The sequence below is a fragment of the Sphingobium lignivorans genome, assembly GCF_014203955.1.
GTDB classification, from domain to species: domain Bacteria; phylum Pseudomonadota; class Alphaproteobacteria; order Sphingomonadales; family Sphingomonadaceae; genus Sphingobium; species Sphingobium lignivorans.
Genome location: NZ_JACHKA010000001.1, coordinates 3,708,400 through 3,724,013 on the forward strand (window position 1 = coordinate 3,708,400; position 15,614 = coordinate 3,724,013).

Consider the following 15,614-nt stretch of genomic DNA (forward strand, 5'->3'; position numbering starts at 1 on the left):
AATTTCAATTTGATTATAATTTATTCCTCGCCGAAATAGAAGCGCGCCGCCGTGCGGTGGATGCGCGCACGCAGGGCGGCGTCCGGCACCAGTTGCTCGAAACAGGCGAGGGTATCGGCATACGCCACCTGACCTTCGAACGCCGCAAACGGCCAGTCGCTGCCCCACAACAGCCGCTCCGGCCCGGCTTGGCGAAGCAACGCCGCAGCCAACTCCCGAACCATGGCAGGCGGCCCCAGCCGGAATGCGCCGGACATCTTCACCCAGCAATTGCCCCGCTCGACCGCGCGCAGCACCGCCACGAAACCCGGGCAATTCACGCCTCGGGCCGCATCGGGCCGGCCGAAATGGTCAATCACGATCGGTGCGCCGCTCCGCTCGATCGCCGCGATCGCGTCCGGCAGCCGGGGGCCATTGTCGTGCAGCTGGATGTGCCAGCCCAGATCGGCCACGCGGCGGAACAACTTGCGCCACGCGAAGGAGTCGAGATCGGGCGGGTGAGGCGTGCTGCGCCATTGCAGGCGCACACCGACCACGCCCGCCTTCGCCATCTCCCGCAGGATGAAAATGTCCGTTTCGGGATCGATGATGACGGTCGTGCGCAAGCGCGGCTGGGCAGCGACCGCTTCCAGCGCATAATCATTGTAATCGCCGAACAGGCTGACCGCCGCCAGCACGGCCCGATCGATCCCGTGCGCATCCAGGCAGGCGAGATAGGCATCCAGCGGCGCTTCCCCGACCGGGCGGTGCCAAGCATCCTGCGCAAGCGGCATGGCATCATGATAGATGTGGGCATGCGTATCCACCCGCAGCCCGCCACTTGCCATCATAGAGCGCCTCTCCATATTTAAACTCATCTCTAAATAGCGGTCACGCTGCAGGATGGAAATGCCTGATATGGTCCTCCCGCCGATCCGCGGAAATCGCCGCGCGAGCGATTGCCCGCGCACCCCCGACACGGTAGTGGAACAGTTTCATCGGGCAGCGCCCAGCGACCACGCGGCAAATTCAGCGCGCCAAGAAACAGGACCGGAAAGCAAGTGACGCAAGAGAAGACAGCAGATGGCGAGTCCGGCAAGACATCGAGCAGGAAGACGACCGCGCGCGCAACCAAGACAGCCCGCCCCGCCAAGGCCAACCGCGCCATCGGCAGGCCAGTGGGCAAGCGGCGCATCGGCAAGGACCTGCTGATCGAGAAGACGGCCGAACTCCTGCGCACGGTCCCGCCGGAGAAGCTTTCGCTTTCCATGGCCGCACGCCATGCGCGCGTGCACCTGACGTTGTTTAAATATTATTTCGTGGACCGCACCCGCTTGCTGGTGGACGTCGCCCGGATGCTCTCGCGCAACATCGGCGATACGGTCGCCGCGATCGAGGTCGATGCGAGTTCTGCGCCGGAGCGCCTTGCCATCCGCATCGATGCGATGGTCGATTTCCTGCTGGTCAATCCCTTCTACCACCGGCTCATGGTGGAGATCATCGGCAATGCCGATCCCCTCGCCACGGAACTGATCAACGTCTGGATGACCAAGACGCTCGATATCTATCGTTCCATCATCGACACTGGCGTCAAGGAAGGCTCGCTGAAGGAGATCGACCCCTATTTCACTTTCCTCGCCGTGATGGGTCTGTGCGAGCAATTCCAGCATGCCTCCCGCCTGTTCGACCGCACCCAGCTCGCGGCCGGCGAAACGCCCGACGAAGCCGCGGCGCGATACAAGGCCTTCATGCGCGAGCTGATCCTGAACGGCATCGGCGTGACGGCGGGAGCAGGAAAGACAGCGAACCCCGCTCCATAATTATACTCGACTATAAAAAATCTTTTCGGCCTCTTTCGGACATGCTAGTCATGCGCCGACAAGGAGAGTCGAATGTCTGAAGCCGAAACTGCTGCCATCCTGCCGTCTCCGCCATTCACGGGTCGCGAATATGGCAAGGTGCATGATGGCACCTATCTTAAGAACTGGAATCCGCTGATGCTGGCCGGGGAGCTGGCGGCTGGTGAGATCGTTCGCCGGGACTTCCTGGGCACCCGCGTCATCATCTATCGTGATCCCGAGGGCCGGCCGGTCGTGCAGAGCGCATACTGCCCGCATGTAGGCGCCGACCTCTCCAAGGGCTGCCTGGCGGATGGCGCGGTGCGGTGCGCTTATCATCACTGGAAGTTCGGGCCGAAAGGCAATTGCGTCGAGATTCCGGACGAGGACCATATTCCCCGCGCCATACGGATCTACAATTATCCGGCAGCCGAGCGCTGGGGCATGATCTGGGCCTTCAACGGCGAGGAACCGCTGTTCGATCTCCCCGAGCTCCCCGGCCTCGCCGAGGAAGACGCTTATTATCGCGTGTTCCATCGCGGCCTGCGCCCGATCGAGGGCTGGATCGGCTCCTCCAATCTCGTGGATTTCCAGCATCTCAAGACCGTGCACGGCATTGCCGACGCGCATCCGACCAGTGTCGACTTCGGCGACTATCTGATCGTCGTACGACAGGAGACCGCCACGCGCGTCGCGGACACCAAGCTCTATGGCGGCACCTGGCTGACCGCGCACACCCGGCTCGGCGACGGCACGGAGCGCTACTTCATGGCCGGCAGCTCGCAAGTCGCGCCCGGCTGGTCGGATGCCTTTTTCGTCGTCGCCATGCGTAAGAGCCAGGCCGAGGAGCTCGGGCCGGAAGGTGCGGAGGCGGAGCTCCAGAGCCGCATCGACTATATGCACAAGCTCTATGGGGAGGATGAGCCGATCCTGTTCTCGCTGCGGTTCCGGGGCGTGGGGAAAAGCGCGCTGATCCGCACCGACAAATATTTCGGCCAGTTCCTGCGCTACATCGACAATTATCCGCGTTCGGCGCCGTTCGATGTCTGAGGCGACGGGTCTGGTGGCGCTCGTCACCGGGGGCAACAAGGGGATCGGGTTCGAGATTGTCCGCGGCCTCGCCAGAGCCGGGGCGACGGTGCTGCTCGGCGCGCGCAACGCAGAGGCAGGCGAAGCGGCGGCAGGCAAGCTGCGCGGCGAAGGTCTCGACGTGCAGTTCCTGCCGATCGACGTGACGGATGCCGCCAGCATCGCGGTGGCCGCCCGCCAGATCGAGAACGGACCGGGGCGGTTGGACATCCTGGTCAACAACGCCGCGATATCGCCCGAGCATGGCGTACCGCCCAGTGCGGCGGACGTGAACCTGCTGCGCGCGACTTATGAAACGAACGTCTTCGGCCTCGTGGCGGTCACCCAGGCCATGCTCCCCCTTCTGCGCGCTGCGCCGAAGGGACGCATCGTGAACATGTCCACGGGCCTTGCTTCATTGAAGCTCACGAGCGGACGCGACGCGCCGTTCTCCTTCAGCCGCCTGCTCGCCTATAACAGCTCGAAGACTGCGGTGAATGCCGTGACGGTGCAATTCGCCAACGAGCTGCTGGACAGCGCGGTGAAAGTGAATGCGGCCAATCCGGGACTGTGCGCCACCGAACTCTCGGACGGCAAGGGCCGCCCACCCAGCGAAGGCGCGGCTGTCGCCATAGGCCTCGCGCTGATCGGCGAGGATGGGCCCACCGGAGGACTGTTCGGCGATCAGGGCCAAGTGCCCTGGTAACGAGACTGCGGCGGAGACGATCTCCGCCTGAAGCGCTGGCGCCATGATGATGAGGCCGGTCGTGCCCGGGGGGGTTACTTCCCGGACGTGACCGGCTTCCCTGCGTTCTGGGGGGCCGGAGCGGGGGATTCTGGGTGGTCTGGACACTTTTCGACGCCATTGCTGCTGTTGCTCTCTCCCCTTGAGGGGAGAGAAACGGAGGCTTGTCAGCGTGCTGAGTAGCCGAAGTTGAGAGGGGGCGAGCAGCCAGCGTGCGACCTCCCCTCTCCCAACCCTCTCCCCTGAAGGGGAGAGGGCTACGGTCGCTCCCCACAACAATTCAGCCATGGCGCTCGCTATCAAGTCGACCTCGATAGCGGACTCCCGGCCAAGCCGGAATGCATTCGCGCCGCCTGGGCGGTCGGGCGTCGGCGTCAGGATGACGCCTGCGCACACGCCGCCCAACCGGGGCGCCTGCCCTCCCCCTCAGGCCGGCGCCGTAGCCGGCGCTCTCCTCGCCGTGCCCGCCTTCAGCCGGTAGAAGAGCAGCATCGCGACGGCGGCCACCACCAGCGGCGAGGCAATCGCGGTATAGATCGTCCAGGCGCCCCAGCCGGCCGCCAGCATGGCGCCGCCCAGCCCCGGTCCGATCATCGAGGTGATGCGCCCGATGCCGCCGGCCCAGCCGATGCCCGTCGAGCGCATCGAGGTGGGATAGCTGGAGGCCGCGAGCGAGTTGAGCCCCGCCTGCGCACCGATCACCAGCAGGCCGAACGCGAAGCTGAGCACCCAGCCCAGCGCATTGATCTGCGCCACCAGCGCCAGCATTGTCATCGCGACGAAACCGAGAATGAGCGTGAGCGCGAGCGCAAGCGGCACGCCGATCCGCTTCATCAGCAGCGTGAGCATGACCGGGCCCACCATCGCACCGAAAGCGGAGACGGCGGACATGCGCGTCGCGGTCGCGGTTTCGAGGCCGCCCAGCACATGCAGGAAGCTCGGCTTCCAGGCGGAAATGGTCGCCGTGGCGCACAAGGCACTGCCCATCGCCAGCCAGAGCAGCAATGTCATCGGCGCGCGTCCATCCCGGAACAGGCCGGCCAGCGGCAGGCCTTCGGCCTTGACCTCCGTCGTCGTGAAGCGCGTGGACGGCGTGAAGCTGAAGCCCGGGTCGATGCGCCGCAGTATCTCGCCGATGCGGGGATCACTCGGATTGCGGATGAGCAGGAAACGGCAGGACTCCGGCAGCCGCAGCCACAGGAGCGGCACGAACAGCAGCAATAGCACGCCGCCCGCCCAGAACGCCGCTTCCCAGCTATGATATTGCACGAAGCTTGGGCCGAACAGGCCCGCCGCCGAGGCGCCCAGCCCATGGGCGATGAAGATCCAGGTCAGCAAGCGCGGGCGGCGCGCTTCCGGCATGAACTCAGCCAGCAGCGCAACGATGTTGGGGATCGTGCCGCCCAGCGCCCCGAAGGCCAGGAAACGGACGATCACGAACTGCTCAAGATGTCCGGCCATCGTCGAGGCCAGCGTCAGCAGCCCGAAGAGCGTCGAGCCTATGAGGATGATGTTGCGCCGTCCAAGGCGATCGGCAAGCATGGAGATGGTGTAGAACCCCACGGCCATGCCGGCCGCCTGCGCCGTGAACACGAAGCCCATCGAGGGAATGGAGATATTCAGCCCGCGTGCAATGAAGGGCGCCAGATTGGCGACGATATAGGCGTCATAACCCTCCAGCCCCATCAGCAAGCCGCAAAGGGCGTAGAGAACCCAGCGATAGCTGCCCATTTCCGGGCGCTCCAGCACTGAATCGATTGACCGTTCGTCCGCGCCCATCCCGTCCTCTCCTCGCTGTGATCCCGGCTGTGGTCCAGCTCTTTGGCCGAGTGGCTAGCATGATCGCAGGAGAGCAACAACATATTATAGTCCGATTTAATTCAACCCTTTCCGTCTGGCAGGGAGTCCGCCTAGAAGGGCTGATCGCGGCTCGCTGGGCCGCCGCGGGGAAGCAGATAGTGGCTAGCGCAGAGGGGCAGAGAATGCACATTCTGAAGGGATCATCGGGTCTGGCCGCGGCTGTGGTCGCGCTTCTCGCGGCACCCATTGCCCTCGGCGCGCCATCGGCCCGGAAGCTGCCCCCCGGGCCTGCGCCTATCATGATCGCGCGCCAGGGCTCGTTCGCAGCGGGCGGAACTTCGATCGGCGATTCGGCCAATTCCTCCGTCTGCGATCATGGCTATGTCGAATATCAGATCCCGCCCACGCCCCGGACCGTCGGACTGTTCCTCTGGCACAGTTCGAGCACGCATGTCTGGCAGAACCGCTGGGACGGCGGCGAGGGATTCCAGAGCATCTTCCTGCGCAAGGGCTTCCCGGTCTATCTCTGGGATGGCCCCAGCGTGGGACGTGCGAACCTGCCGTGCGAAGAGGTGAAGGTCACAGCGCCATTCGGGCAGGACCAGCGCAGCTTCACGTCCTGGCGCTTCGGCCCTGCATTCGGCACATGGCATCCGGGTATTCAGTTCCCGGTCGATGATGCCGAGGCATGGAATCAGGCCATCCGCGGCCGCTATGAGGAATTCGACACCGTCGCCGACATCAGGCGCCAGGCAAAGGCGGCAGCTGCAGCCCTGGAGCGGACCGGGCCTGTCGTGCTCGTCACGAATTCCGCAGCCGGCGTGCGCGCGATGTTGACCGCGATCGAAAGCGACAATGTAAAAGCGATCGTCGCTTATGAAAGCGTCGGCCTTGTCCTGCCGGACAGCGAAGACAAAGGGGAGGCGGCCGGACCTTATGGCCCGATCTATGTGCCTGCCGAGCAGTTCAGGAAACTCGCGCGGATTCCCATCCAGCTGGTGTGGGGCGACAATCTCTCGCAACCGCGAGGACCGCAGATGGCCATTCCTGCCAATCACCGGTTCGTCGAATTGATCCGGCAGCATGGGGGCAATGCCGAGGTGCTGGAACTCGCCAGCGCCGGTCTCAAGGGCAATACGCATCTTCCCTTCGCCGACCTCAACAATGTCGAGGTCGCGAAGCTGCTGATGGGCTTCCTCAAACGCAACGGCCTCGTCGCGCACACACGGCACGCACCATAATTACGCCAAGGATATAATTTTTCCTTGTCTGGAGCTGTCCGGACTGTGTCCTGCGCCATGCGCGGGTTGGACAGAGGATCAATGCTGATATGACAGCGTATCTCCGCACCTATCCCAATGCCCCTCGCGGACGCCATCCCGGAATGCGTCTTCCAACTCGCGAATATTTATATCTATATGTAATTTATTTACAGCATGGATAGCTTGGTGTACATCGGCCATCGATAGAGCGCGGTTCGCCAGAAATCGGCTTGTTTCGCATAATATGAGATTCCATTTTTTCCTATTATAACAAGACGAACGTCGCCCCAAGCGACGCAGCAATGACATGGAGAGGATCGGGCACCTCGGCCCGCCAGCATCACGGCTACATGTGATGCGCGGCTGAGCTCGTGCCCATGCGGACTTCCTGACATCCAGCGCAGACTGGGGCAGGATTACATGCCTCTCCATCCGGGAACCGCTCCGTTCGCGCAAGGCGACGAGAGCAAGAACGACAGGAAGGGAGAGGAGCGACATGATTGGGAACAATGAGAATGGTCGGCGGAGCTGGTGCACGCGGTGCGCGCTGATGTCATCTGCCACGCTGGCGATAGGGACCCTCATCGCCTCGCCCGCTCCGGCCCAGGAAACCCAGCCGCAGGACGGCGAAGCAGCCGCGGACCAGGGTCTCATCGTCATCACCGGCTCACGTATCAAGCGCGACGGGTTCGAGGATCGGGTGCCCGCGACGGTCATGTCGGCCCAGGCCATCCAGAATCTTGGCCGCGTCAATGTGGGCGAAGTCCTGACGCTCATCCCGCAGAACGCCGCCTTCCAGTCCGACACCAATGCCGGGCCCGGCGTCGGAAGTCGCGCCAGCTCCAATATCGGGGCGACCTATGCCAATCTGCGCGGCCTCAACCCGTTCTATGGCACCCGCACACTGACGCTGGTCGATTCCCGCCGGTTCGTCCCCACCTCGGACAGCGGCGCGGTCGACGTGAACCTGATCCCTTCCACGCTGATCTCACGCGTCGAGACGGTGACCGGCGGCGCATCCGCCGCTTATGGTTCGGATGCGATCGCCGGCGTGGTCAATATCATCCTCGATCGCCGGTTCCAGGGCCTGAAGGGGCAGATCGACGGCGGCATCACCGAGCGGGGCGACGGGGAAACCTATCACGCCGCGCTGGCCGCGGGCACCGGCTTTGGCGGAGGCCGCGGTCACATCGTGCTGAGCGCGGAATATCAGAAGAACGAGGAAGTCGGCGGCTGTTCCCGCGTCCGCGACTGGTGCGCCGACAGCTGGGACGTGTTCCTGAACAGCAATGTGATCGTCGGCGGCGTGACGTCCGGATTCAATCGGCCCGGCACGCCCACCTATGGCCAGCCCAATTATGTGATCGGCCGGGATTCCAAGCTCGCCTACACGACCAGGACCAGCGTGATCCGCAACGCGGCCCCCGCGGCGCCGGCCGCACGCAACATGATGTGGAACGAGGACGGCACCGCGCTGGTGCCGTTCGATGCCGGCCTGTATTCCCAGGCCAGCGCTCTGGGCCCGCGCAGCGGCGGCGACGGCGCATCGGTCTATGAGGAAGCCTATCTGCGCACGCCCATCGAGCGCTTCGCCCTGTTCGGCGCCGCCAGCTATGACCTGACGGACACGACCGAGCTGACCCTGGAAGCCTCTTATGGCGGACGCAAGGCGCGGGCGATGGCAATCACGTCGGGCCCCACCTCGACGATGCAGTTCCGGCCGGACAATGCCTTCCTCACGCCCGCCGTCCGGGCGCTGGTCGGTTCCAACAATTTCACCGTCGGCACGGACGTCGACGACCAGGTCACCAACATGAACATGGCGGACGCCAAGACCTTCCGTGCCGTTCTGGGCGTGAACGGCGAACTCGGCCTCGGAAACTGGACATGGGACGCTTATTATCAATATGGCCGAAACACGCGCTTCCAGTCGCTCAGCCATGTGCGCGTCAACAGCTTCTTCTCCTTCGGCATCGACGCGGTGATCGATCCGAGCACGGGCGACCCCATCTGCCGTGCCAAGCTGCAGGGCAACCCGGATGCCGCCGACTGCGTTCCGATCAACCTGTTCGGCGCCAGCAATCTCTCACAAGAGGCGATCGACTATGCCTGGCGGGAAGCGATCGAGGACTTCAAATATGACCAGCATGTCGTGGCAGCATCCATTCAGGGCGCCCTGTTCGACGGCGTGGGGGCAGGCCCGTTTTCCGCGGCGCTCGGTGTAGAGCATCGCTCGGACAAGGGCGACGTGACGCATGGCGACGTGCCTTATTATGACCAGTTCGGCGGCAGCTTCGGGCTGGACTATGCCGGCAAGATCAGGGTCACGGAAGGCTTCCTGGAACTCAACACGCCGCTGCTGCGCAACGTGCCGATGGGCAAGTTCCTGGAGCTGAACGGCGCCATACGCCACACCGCGACCAAGAGCACCGACAGCCTGACCGACGATTCGAGGTCGGTGGGCATGACGAGCTGGAAACTGGGCGGCGTCTACGAGCCCATCGAGGGCCTGCGGTTTCGCGCGACCCGCTCGCGGGATATCCGCGCTGCCGGTTTCCGCGAACTGTTCGAGCAGCAGATCCCGACCGATCCCTCCACGACGCGCGGTCGCGTGAGCAATCCGTTCAACAGCAACGCCGCCGATGCGACGCCGATCCTCTCCGGCGGCAACTTCGCGCTGACGCCGGAAAAGGCGAATACCTGGACGGTGGGCGCTGTCGTTTCGCCGACGCGGAACCTGCGCTTCTCGGTCGACTGGTTCGCAATCAAGATCACCGATGCCGTGACGACACCCGCCGGGCAGCAGCTCGTCGACACATGCTTCAATCTTGATGTGTTCTGCGACCGGATCACATTCAATCCGAATGTCGCGAACCGGGCGGACATCACTTTCGTGGATGCGCGCCAGATCAATGTCGGTTCGTTCACCTCGCGCGGCCTCGACATCGAGCTGGATTACACCACCGAGTTCGGCAGCGATTCCCGGGTCAGCTTCCGGCTGCTGGGCACTTATCTCTACGACATGGTCATCCAGGCCGCGCCGGGCTCCACGCCCGTCAACTTCGCGGGTCAGAGCGGCCCGGCCGCCCCCCTGGGTGATTTCAATCCTTCGCCCAAGCTGATCCTGAACGGCACGGTCACTTATGATCAGGGGCCGTTCACCGGCACGTTGCAAGGGCGCTATATCGGCAAGGGCGCGCTCAACAAGACCTTCATCGGGCCCGACGACCCCGACTATGATCCTACCCTGCCCAACTCGATCAACGACAACACCGTGGCCTCCCGCTTCTATCTCACGCTCGGCCTCAATGTCCGCCTGCTGTCCGGCGACAATGGCAGGCAGCTGGAATGGTTCGGCACCGTCGACAATCTGCTCGATACCGATCCGCCGATCGCGCCCGGGTCGACGGCGAGCGTGGTGCAGTCGAGCTACCCCACCAACCCTGCATTCTTCGACACGCTCGGCCGGCGTTACCGAACCGGCATCCGCGTGAGATACTGAGGGCATGAACCGGCACATGGGCTGCGCCGCCAGAGCCCCAGCCCATGTGATCGACAGCCTGCCCCGGGCCAATAGCGGGATCGGTTAGCGCACCGGACGCACGGGAAACGGCCCTTCCCGTTCCTCCAGAACCGAACGTCGCTTCAGATTCCCCGCCACGTGGACCAAATTCCAGTCCGAATCGCCCTCGGGCCTTCTGGCGACGGACGAAATGGATGGGGCGACCGACGGCGCGAGGGGCCCCACGCCGCCAGCCCGTCCAACACCATGCTGCGGTCTGGAAGTTTACAAAGATGACGACCCGTCGGTGTCATCTTCCGCTTCCGTGAGCTTTGCGGCAGGCCCGGTCCGGCGCACGCCGGAGCCCGCCCCGGCAAGCCCGTGCGGCCCGACCGGATGATGACGTGCCTTCAATAGGAATGAGCTGTGCATTGTCCTGTCTCCGTCGACGGGAAGAAGCCTCCGGCCGGGCTGCCACGGCGGAGGGCGTGTAGGACAGAGGAAAAGCGAGGCTGATGTCGGGATCGCGCGCACGCTCATCGGAGACGGCCAACCCCCGCGGCGCTTCTGAAGCCCTCGCCGCAGGGAAGCGGGGCCTTGTCGATCCAAGCCGACCAGAACCAAAGGCCAGTTCCTCGCTCGAATATATCGCGCGCCTTCCTATTCGAAACGCTCGAGGCTCGTGTAGAACCGGGTCTGGAGATAGGGCTCGATGGCTTCGGCGCCGCCTTCCACCCCGAAGCCTGAATCGCGGACCCCGCCGAAAGGCGTTTCCGCAGAACCCAGCCCGAAGTGATTGACAGACAGCATGCCGCATTCGATCCGCGAATAGAGATGCCGGGCTTTGGCCGGAGAGCCCGTGAAAACATAGGCTGCGAGACCATAGGGCAGGCGATTGGCTTCCGTGATCGCGCTTTCCAGCGTCTCGAAGGGTTGCACGGTCAGCAAGGGACCGAACGGCTCCTCGTTCATTATGCGGGAGGTGACCGGCGCTTCCGCAAGCACGGTGGGCGGGAAGAAGTTGCCGGCCTCACCGCGCCGCTTGCCGCCGATGTGCAAGCGCGCGCCCTTCGCGAGCGCATCCTCCACCAGGGCTTCGAGCGCGTCTACGCGGCGCGGATTGGCCATGGGGCCCATGGTCGTCGCCGGATCACCGCCATCGCCCATCTTCACGCCCTCGAACGCCGCCAGCAGGGCGTCGACAAACCGTCCGTAAACCGGTGCCTCGATGAGCAGGCGTGTGGGACTGATGCAGGACTGGCCGGAGGTGCGGGTCTTGAAGGCGGCCAGCGCCTGCGCAGCGGCGGGAATGTCGGCATCCGCGCAGACGATCACCGGCGCGTGCCCGCCCAGTTCCATCGTCACGGGCTTCATGTGGAGACCGGCCAGAGCCGCCAGATGCTTGCCCACCACCGTGGACCCGGTGAACGACACCTTGCGGATGGCCGGATGCGGGATCAGATATTCGGAAATCTCCGCAGGCGTCCCGAACACCAGATTGATCACGCCCGCCGGCGTGCCCGCTTCCTCGAAGGCACGGACCAGCGCGGCGCAGGACGCGGGCGTCTCTTCCGGGCCCTTGATGATGATCGAGCAACCCGCAGCCAGTGCCCCGGCGATCTTGCGGACGGCCTGGTTGATCGGGAAATTCCAGGGCGTGAAGGCGGCGACCGGGCCGACCGGTTCGCGCGTGACAAGTTGCAGGACACCCGCGCCCCGCGCCGGAATGACCCGGCCGTAAGCGCGTTGTGCCTCGCCGGCCATCCAGTCGATGAATTCCGCGCCTCTCAGCACTTCGCCCAGCGCTTCCGCGACCGGCTTGCCCTGTTCCAGGCTCATCAGCCGCGCCGACATCTCGGCATCGCGGCGCAGGATCACCGCGGCGCTGCGAAGCGTTTCCGCGCGGCTATGGGCCGGGGTATCGCGCCACAGCGCGAAGCCGCGCATGGCGGCATCGGCGGCACGGTCGAGATCGGCGCGCTCCGCCTTGGCGACGCTACCGATCCTCAAGCCATCGGCAGGATTGACGACGGGCAGGACGAGGCCGTCGGCGCCCGCTCTCCATTCGCCATCGATGAAAAGTTGCGAGTCAGTATACATGGGGTCCTCCCCTCCTTGGCCATTCAGCGGGCCCATGCAGGCCCCGGGTCAAGCGGCGACCCGCGCGACATCCTCATGCGCCGGCGCTCTTCTCCAGCCCATCATCGCGAAGTACATGGCGATCAACGGGACGAGTGCCATGCTGGCCAGCACGATGAACATGCCATCGCGCCCAAGGCCGAGTTCGAGCAGCAGGCCGCCAAAGACCGGGCCGCTGATGGCGCCCAGCCGTGCGATGCCGACAAGCATCGCGACGCTCGCCGTCCGGACCGCAGCGGGATAATGCGTGAGGCCGATGAGCAGCAGTCCCGTGAACACGCCGACATTGCAGAAGGACGTGAAGGAGGCCGCGAGGATGAGCCCGCCCACCATTGGCGGCTGCAAGCCGAGCCAGAGCAGCGCGAAGCACAGCATGAAGAGGAAAATCATCGTCGAACGCACTTCGCGGCCATCGCGCGACAGATAGCCCGCGACCATATGGCCGGCGATGCCCGCTATCCCGCTGACCAGCCCCGCGATCCCCGCCTGGGCCGGACTGAGCCCGGCATTGACGAGTACCGTGGGCTTCCAGTTGAGCAGAAGATAGCTGATGACGGCGAAAACGAACTGCGAAAGCCAGAGCAGCAATGTGGAATTGCGCCTGGCACCCGCCAGCAGGGCGGAAACCTTGGCCTTGCCCCGCGCCACCGCCACGGCAGGAACCTCGGTGACCTGGCTCTGTCCGAGACGGCTGAGAACGCCATTCAGGCGCCCGAGCGTCCGGCCGTCGCGCCGCGAAACGATGAAGGAAGGTGACTCCGGGAGCAAAAACAGAATGAGCACGAACGCGATCGCGTTCAGCGTTCCGGCGGCGATGAACATGGATTGCCAGCCAAAGGGCATGAGCAACACAGCCGCAAATAGTCCGCCGACCATCGTGCCGATGGAGAAGCCGCTATGCAGGATCGCCACCGATATGTTGCGCCAGCGCGCATTGGCGAACTCGGACACCATCACGTTGAGAGTCACCGCCAGCGTCCCGAGGCACAGGCCAGTGGTGAAGCGCAGGGCCGCCAGCTGAGGCACGCTTGTGGCGAGCGCGGTCAGCATCATCGTCAGCACGATCGTGCCGGTCGCGACCAGCGTCACGGGTCGGCGACCGAACCTGTCGGCAAGCTGGGCAACGAAGAAGGCCCCGATCGCGAGGCCCACCGCAGTCGCGCCAAACAGCGTTGCAAGAACCGCCGGCCTCAGCCCCCAGTCCTTGACCAGCACGGGCGCCGCGAAGGCGAGCGCCGCGATATCGACGCCATCGGAGATATTGGTCAGGCAGCAGATCGCGACAATCACGAACTGCATGGACGTCATGGGCCGGTCGTAGAGCACCCCGTGTGGAACTGCGTTACTCACCCTCATCTCTCCTGTCCGTTATCTCGTTTTCTTTCTCTGCCGCCCCGTGGCCGGCTGATCGCCTTCAGCCGGGGGCTCTCACGCGCATCGCCAGCTCGGTGCGCTTGGATGCGATCTTCCATCCTTCGGCGGTCCGTTTGTGGAGCTCGACGGTCGGGAAGATCGCGCTCACCCCCTGCGTCCAGCCGGCGCTCCCATCCGAGCCGCGGCTGCCGGGAATGACGACAGTGTTGGCGCGAACCTCCGCACTGGTCGCGTCGATCACCTGCACTTCGAGATTGCAGACGAGATGGAAGACCCTGCGATCCGCTTCCGGGACGTCCGGATTGCCTCGCTGGCGGACATTATCCACATATCGCGCGATCGCGGTACGGCCGACATGGCCATCGTCGCTGTTCATCTTGTACCAGACGCCGTCCTCGGCGAACAAGGCGGCGGCTTCGGCGCCTCGCGCGCCATCGAGGCGATTGTAGAAGCGCACGGTGTTCTGGGCGCATTCCCATTCGATCCCTCGGCGCTCATCGTCGGTCATGGCCGCTTCCCTCCCCTTTGATCTCTGGCCTGCTCACGCCAGGGTCCGTCCGGTCTCGTCGGCGACGGCGCGGACCACCTCGGCATAGTCCGAGCCATTCTCGACGAGCACATCGAACGAGATCATGTCCCGGAAATCATTGTCGGAAGGGCTGCGGACGACGCCGACCGGATCCCTGCCTTCCTGCACATCGGCGATCGCCCGCAGCATCATCCGCCGCGCCGCGCCGATCGCGAGATCGGTCCGGCCGAGATGCTCCTGCGTGCGGTCCTGGATCGACCCCTGCGATTCCGTCGCGAAGGCATCGTGGACACTGAAATGGGAGCCCATGCCGGTATAGCTGTCGGCAAATGTGCTGCGATCCTGCAGATAGCGGTTCCGCAATTGCTGCCGGTGATGGAACTCTCCATCGAAATACTGGGGATCGCGCGGACGGATCGACGGGGCGAACTCGTCAGTCTCCCGCGCCTGGGCGATGGGCGCGTCGCGGCGCAGCGTGAAGCCGAAGCGCCAATGCACATGATCGTTGATCGGCACATGCCAGATGCCGACATGACCATCCCCGCCCTGCGGGCCGGCGATCACCGAGAAATTGGGCATCCCGAAAGTGGTGACGCGCAGATAGGTTTTGTCCGGCCCCCCATCGCGGACCTGGAAGATGCGCATGCCGAACGGGGCATCCTCGACCTTGAGCGCCGGCACGGAGAAAGGATCGACGGCGGCGTCCGATATGTCCACCCTGCCGAACTTGCGCATGTCGCCAAAGACGAGGCCGGACCTGTTCAGCATCTGCGAGGAGCGATGCAGGAAGCCGACATGCGCGGGATCGTAATTGCCTTCGTTCGCCTGGAGATAATTGCACTCCTTGAAGAGCTTGCGGGCAAAGACATGCTCGGGCGGATAGGCGAAGAAATCATAGGCCGGGAAAAGCGGTGGTTCGCCGGGTCCCATATAGGCGAAGACCGCGCCGCCCCGCTCGACGACCGGATAGGACTTCTGGCAGATCTTGTCCTTGAAGGTGGAGCCCTTGGGTTCCGCAGGTTGTTCAAGGCATTTGCCACCGACATCGAACAGCCAGCCGTGATAGAGGCACCGCAAGCCGCCATCCTCGACGCGGCCATAGGACAAGTCGGCCCCCCGATGGGGACAGTGCCGCCCGAGCAACCCGAGCCGGCCATCCTCGTCGCGAAACAGCACCAGCGCCTCGCTCAATATGTCGATCGGGAGCGGGTCTCCGCCCAGGGGAATCTCGCTGGCGAGCGCGACCGGTTGCCAGTAGCGGCGCAGCAATGCGCCGCCCGGCGTACCGGGGCCGGTCTGGGTGAGCAGGTCGTTCTGTTCCTTGGTAAGCATGCAAAACTCCGAGATATCCCGCGCCACCCTGCGGAGGCGAACGCCC

11 protein-coding genes are annotated in these 15,614 nt (G+C 64.4%); 5 read left to right on the plus strand and 6 right to left on the minus strand.

What is annotated here, in order from left to right:
- Nucleotides 1–20: 20 nt before the first annotated feature.
- Entirely contained in the window at nt 21–845 is an 825-nt protein-coding gene (locus tag HNP60_RS17225; protein WP_184156107.1) for an amidohydrolase family protein, read from the minus strand.
- Between the two features lie 195 nt (nt 846–1,040).
- On the opposite strand from HNP60_RS17225, the gene HNP60_RS20230 reads away from it, so the two are divergent.
- The 3 genes from HNP60_RS20230 (at nt 1,041) to HNP60_RS17240 (ending at nt 3,591) form a co-directional block, all read left to right on the plus strand.
- Nucleotides 1,041–1,799, plus strand: coding sequence for a hypothetical protein (locus HNP60_RS20230; protein WP_184156109.1), 759 nt, complete (start codon nt 1,041–1,043; stop codon nt 1,797–1,799).
- A gap of 72 nt (nt 1,800–1,871) precedes the next feature.
- Nucleotides 1,872–2,867, plus strand: a complete 996-nt coding sequence (locus tag HNP60_RS17235; protein ID WP_184156111.1) for a Rieske 2Fe-2S domain-containing protein — start codon at nt 1,872–1,874, stop codon at nt 2,865–2,867.
- Nucleotides 2,860–3,591: an SDR family NAD(P)-dependent oxidoreductase gene (locus HNP60_RS17240; protein WP_184156112.1), complete on the plus strand. Its 732-nt coding sequence runs from the start codon at nt 2,860–2,862 to the stop codon at nt 3,589–3,591. Before HNP60_RS17235 ends, HNP60_RS17240 begins: the two co-directional genes overlap by 8 nt.
- 465 nt (nt 3,592–4,056) lie before the next feature.
- Here the strand turns inward: HNP60_RS17240 and HNP60_RS17245 are convergent, their stop codons facing one another.
- The gene (locus tag HNP60_RS17245) at nt 4,057–5,409 is read right to left on the minus strand and encodes an MFS transporter (protein ID WP_184156114.1); all 1,353 of its coding nucleotides are present in this window, start codon (nt 5,407–5,409) and stop codon (nt 4,057–4,059) included.
- Nucleotides 5,410–5,612: 203 nt separating this feature from the next.
- Between HNP60_RS17245 and HNP60_RS17250 the strand changes: the two genes are divergently transcribed.
- Complete coding sequence (locus HNP60_RS17250; RefSeq protein ID WP_184156116.1) at nt 5,613–6,671, plus strand: alpha/beta hydrolase; 1,059 nt, start codon at nt 5,613–5,615, stop codon at nt 6,669–6,671.
- Between the two features lie 517 nt (nt 6,672–7,188).
- Nucleotides 7,189–10,194, plus strand: coding sequence for a TonB-dependent receptor domain-containing protein (locus HNP60_RS17255; RefSeq protein ID WP_184156118.1), 3,006 nt, complete (start codon nt 7,189–7,191; stop codon nt 10,192–10,194).
- Nucleotides 10,195–10,854: 660 nt separating this feature from the next.
- Here the strand turns inward: HNP60_RS17255 and HNP60_RS17260 are convergent.
- From HNP60_RS17260 to HNP60_RS17275, 4 genes are all read right to left on the minus strand, one after another.
- Nucleotides 10,855–12,294, minus strand: coding sequence for an NAD-dependent succinate-semialdehyde dehydrogenase (locus HNP60_RS17260; RefSeq protein WP_184156120.1), 1,440 nt, complete (start codon nt 12,292–12,294; stop codon nt 10,855–10,857).
- A gap of 48 nt (nt 12,295–12,342) precedes the next feature.
- Nucleotides 12,343–13,683 (minus strand): MFS transporter, encoded by a 1,341-nt coding sequence (locus tag HNP60_RS17265; RefSeq protein ID WP_184156122.1) that lies wholly within the window; start codon nt 13,681–13,683, stop codon nt 12,343–12,345.
- 64 nt (nt 13,684–13,747) lie between these two features.
- Nucleotides 13,748–14,215, minus strand: a complete 468-nt coding sequence (locus HNP60_RS17270) for a nuclear transport factor 2 family protein (protein ID WP_184156124.1) — start codon at nt 14,213–14,215, stop codon at nt 13,748–13,750.
- Between the two features lie 33 nt (nt 14,216–14,248).
- Nucleotides 14,249–15,568, minus strand: coding sequence for a Rieske 2Fe-2S domain-containing protein (locus HNP60_RS17275; RefSeq protein ID WP_184156126.1), 1,320 nt, complete (start codon nt 15,566–15,568; stop codon nt 14,249–14,251).
- Nucleotides 15,569–15,614 lie beyond the last annotated feature (46 nt).

Coding starts and splice junctions, on each gene's coding strand:
- HNP60_RS17225 (WP_184156107.1), bottom strand. CDS start 845: ATGGAGAGGCGCTCTATGATGGCAAGTGGCGGGCTGCGGGTGGATACG.
- HNP60_RS17235 (WP_184156111.1), top strand. CDS start 1,872: ATGTCTGAAGCCGAAACTGCTGCCATCCTGCCGTCTCCGCCATTCACG.
- HNP60_RS17240 (WP_184156112.1), top strand. CDS start 2,860: ATGTCTGAGGCGACGGGTCTGGTGGCGCTCGTCACCGGGGGCAACAAG.
- HNP60_RS17245 (WP_184156114.1), bottom strand. CDS start 5,409: ATGGGCGCGGACGAACGGTCAATCGATTCAGTGCTGGAGCGCCCGGAA.
- HNP60_RS17250 (WP_184156116.1), top strand. CDS start 5,613: ATGCACATTCTGAAGGGATCATCGGGTCTGGCCGCGGCTGTGGTCGCG.
- HNP60_RS17255 (WP_184156118.1), top strand. CDS start 7,189: ATGATTGGGAACAATGAGAATGGTCGGCGGAGCTGGTGCACGCGGTGC.
- HNP60_RS17260 (WP_184156120.1), bottom strand. CDS start 12,294: ATGTATACTGACTCGCAACTTTTCATCGATGGCGAATGGAGAGCGGGC.
- HNP60_RS17270 (WP_184156124.1), bottom strand. CDS start 14,215: ATGACCGACGATGAGCGCCGAGGGATCGAATGGGAATGCGCCCAGAAC.
- HNP60_RS17275 (WP_184156126.1), bottom strand. CDS start 15,568: ATGCTTACCAAGGAACAGAACGACCTGCTCACCCAGACCGGCCCCGGT.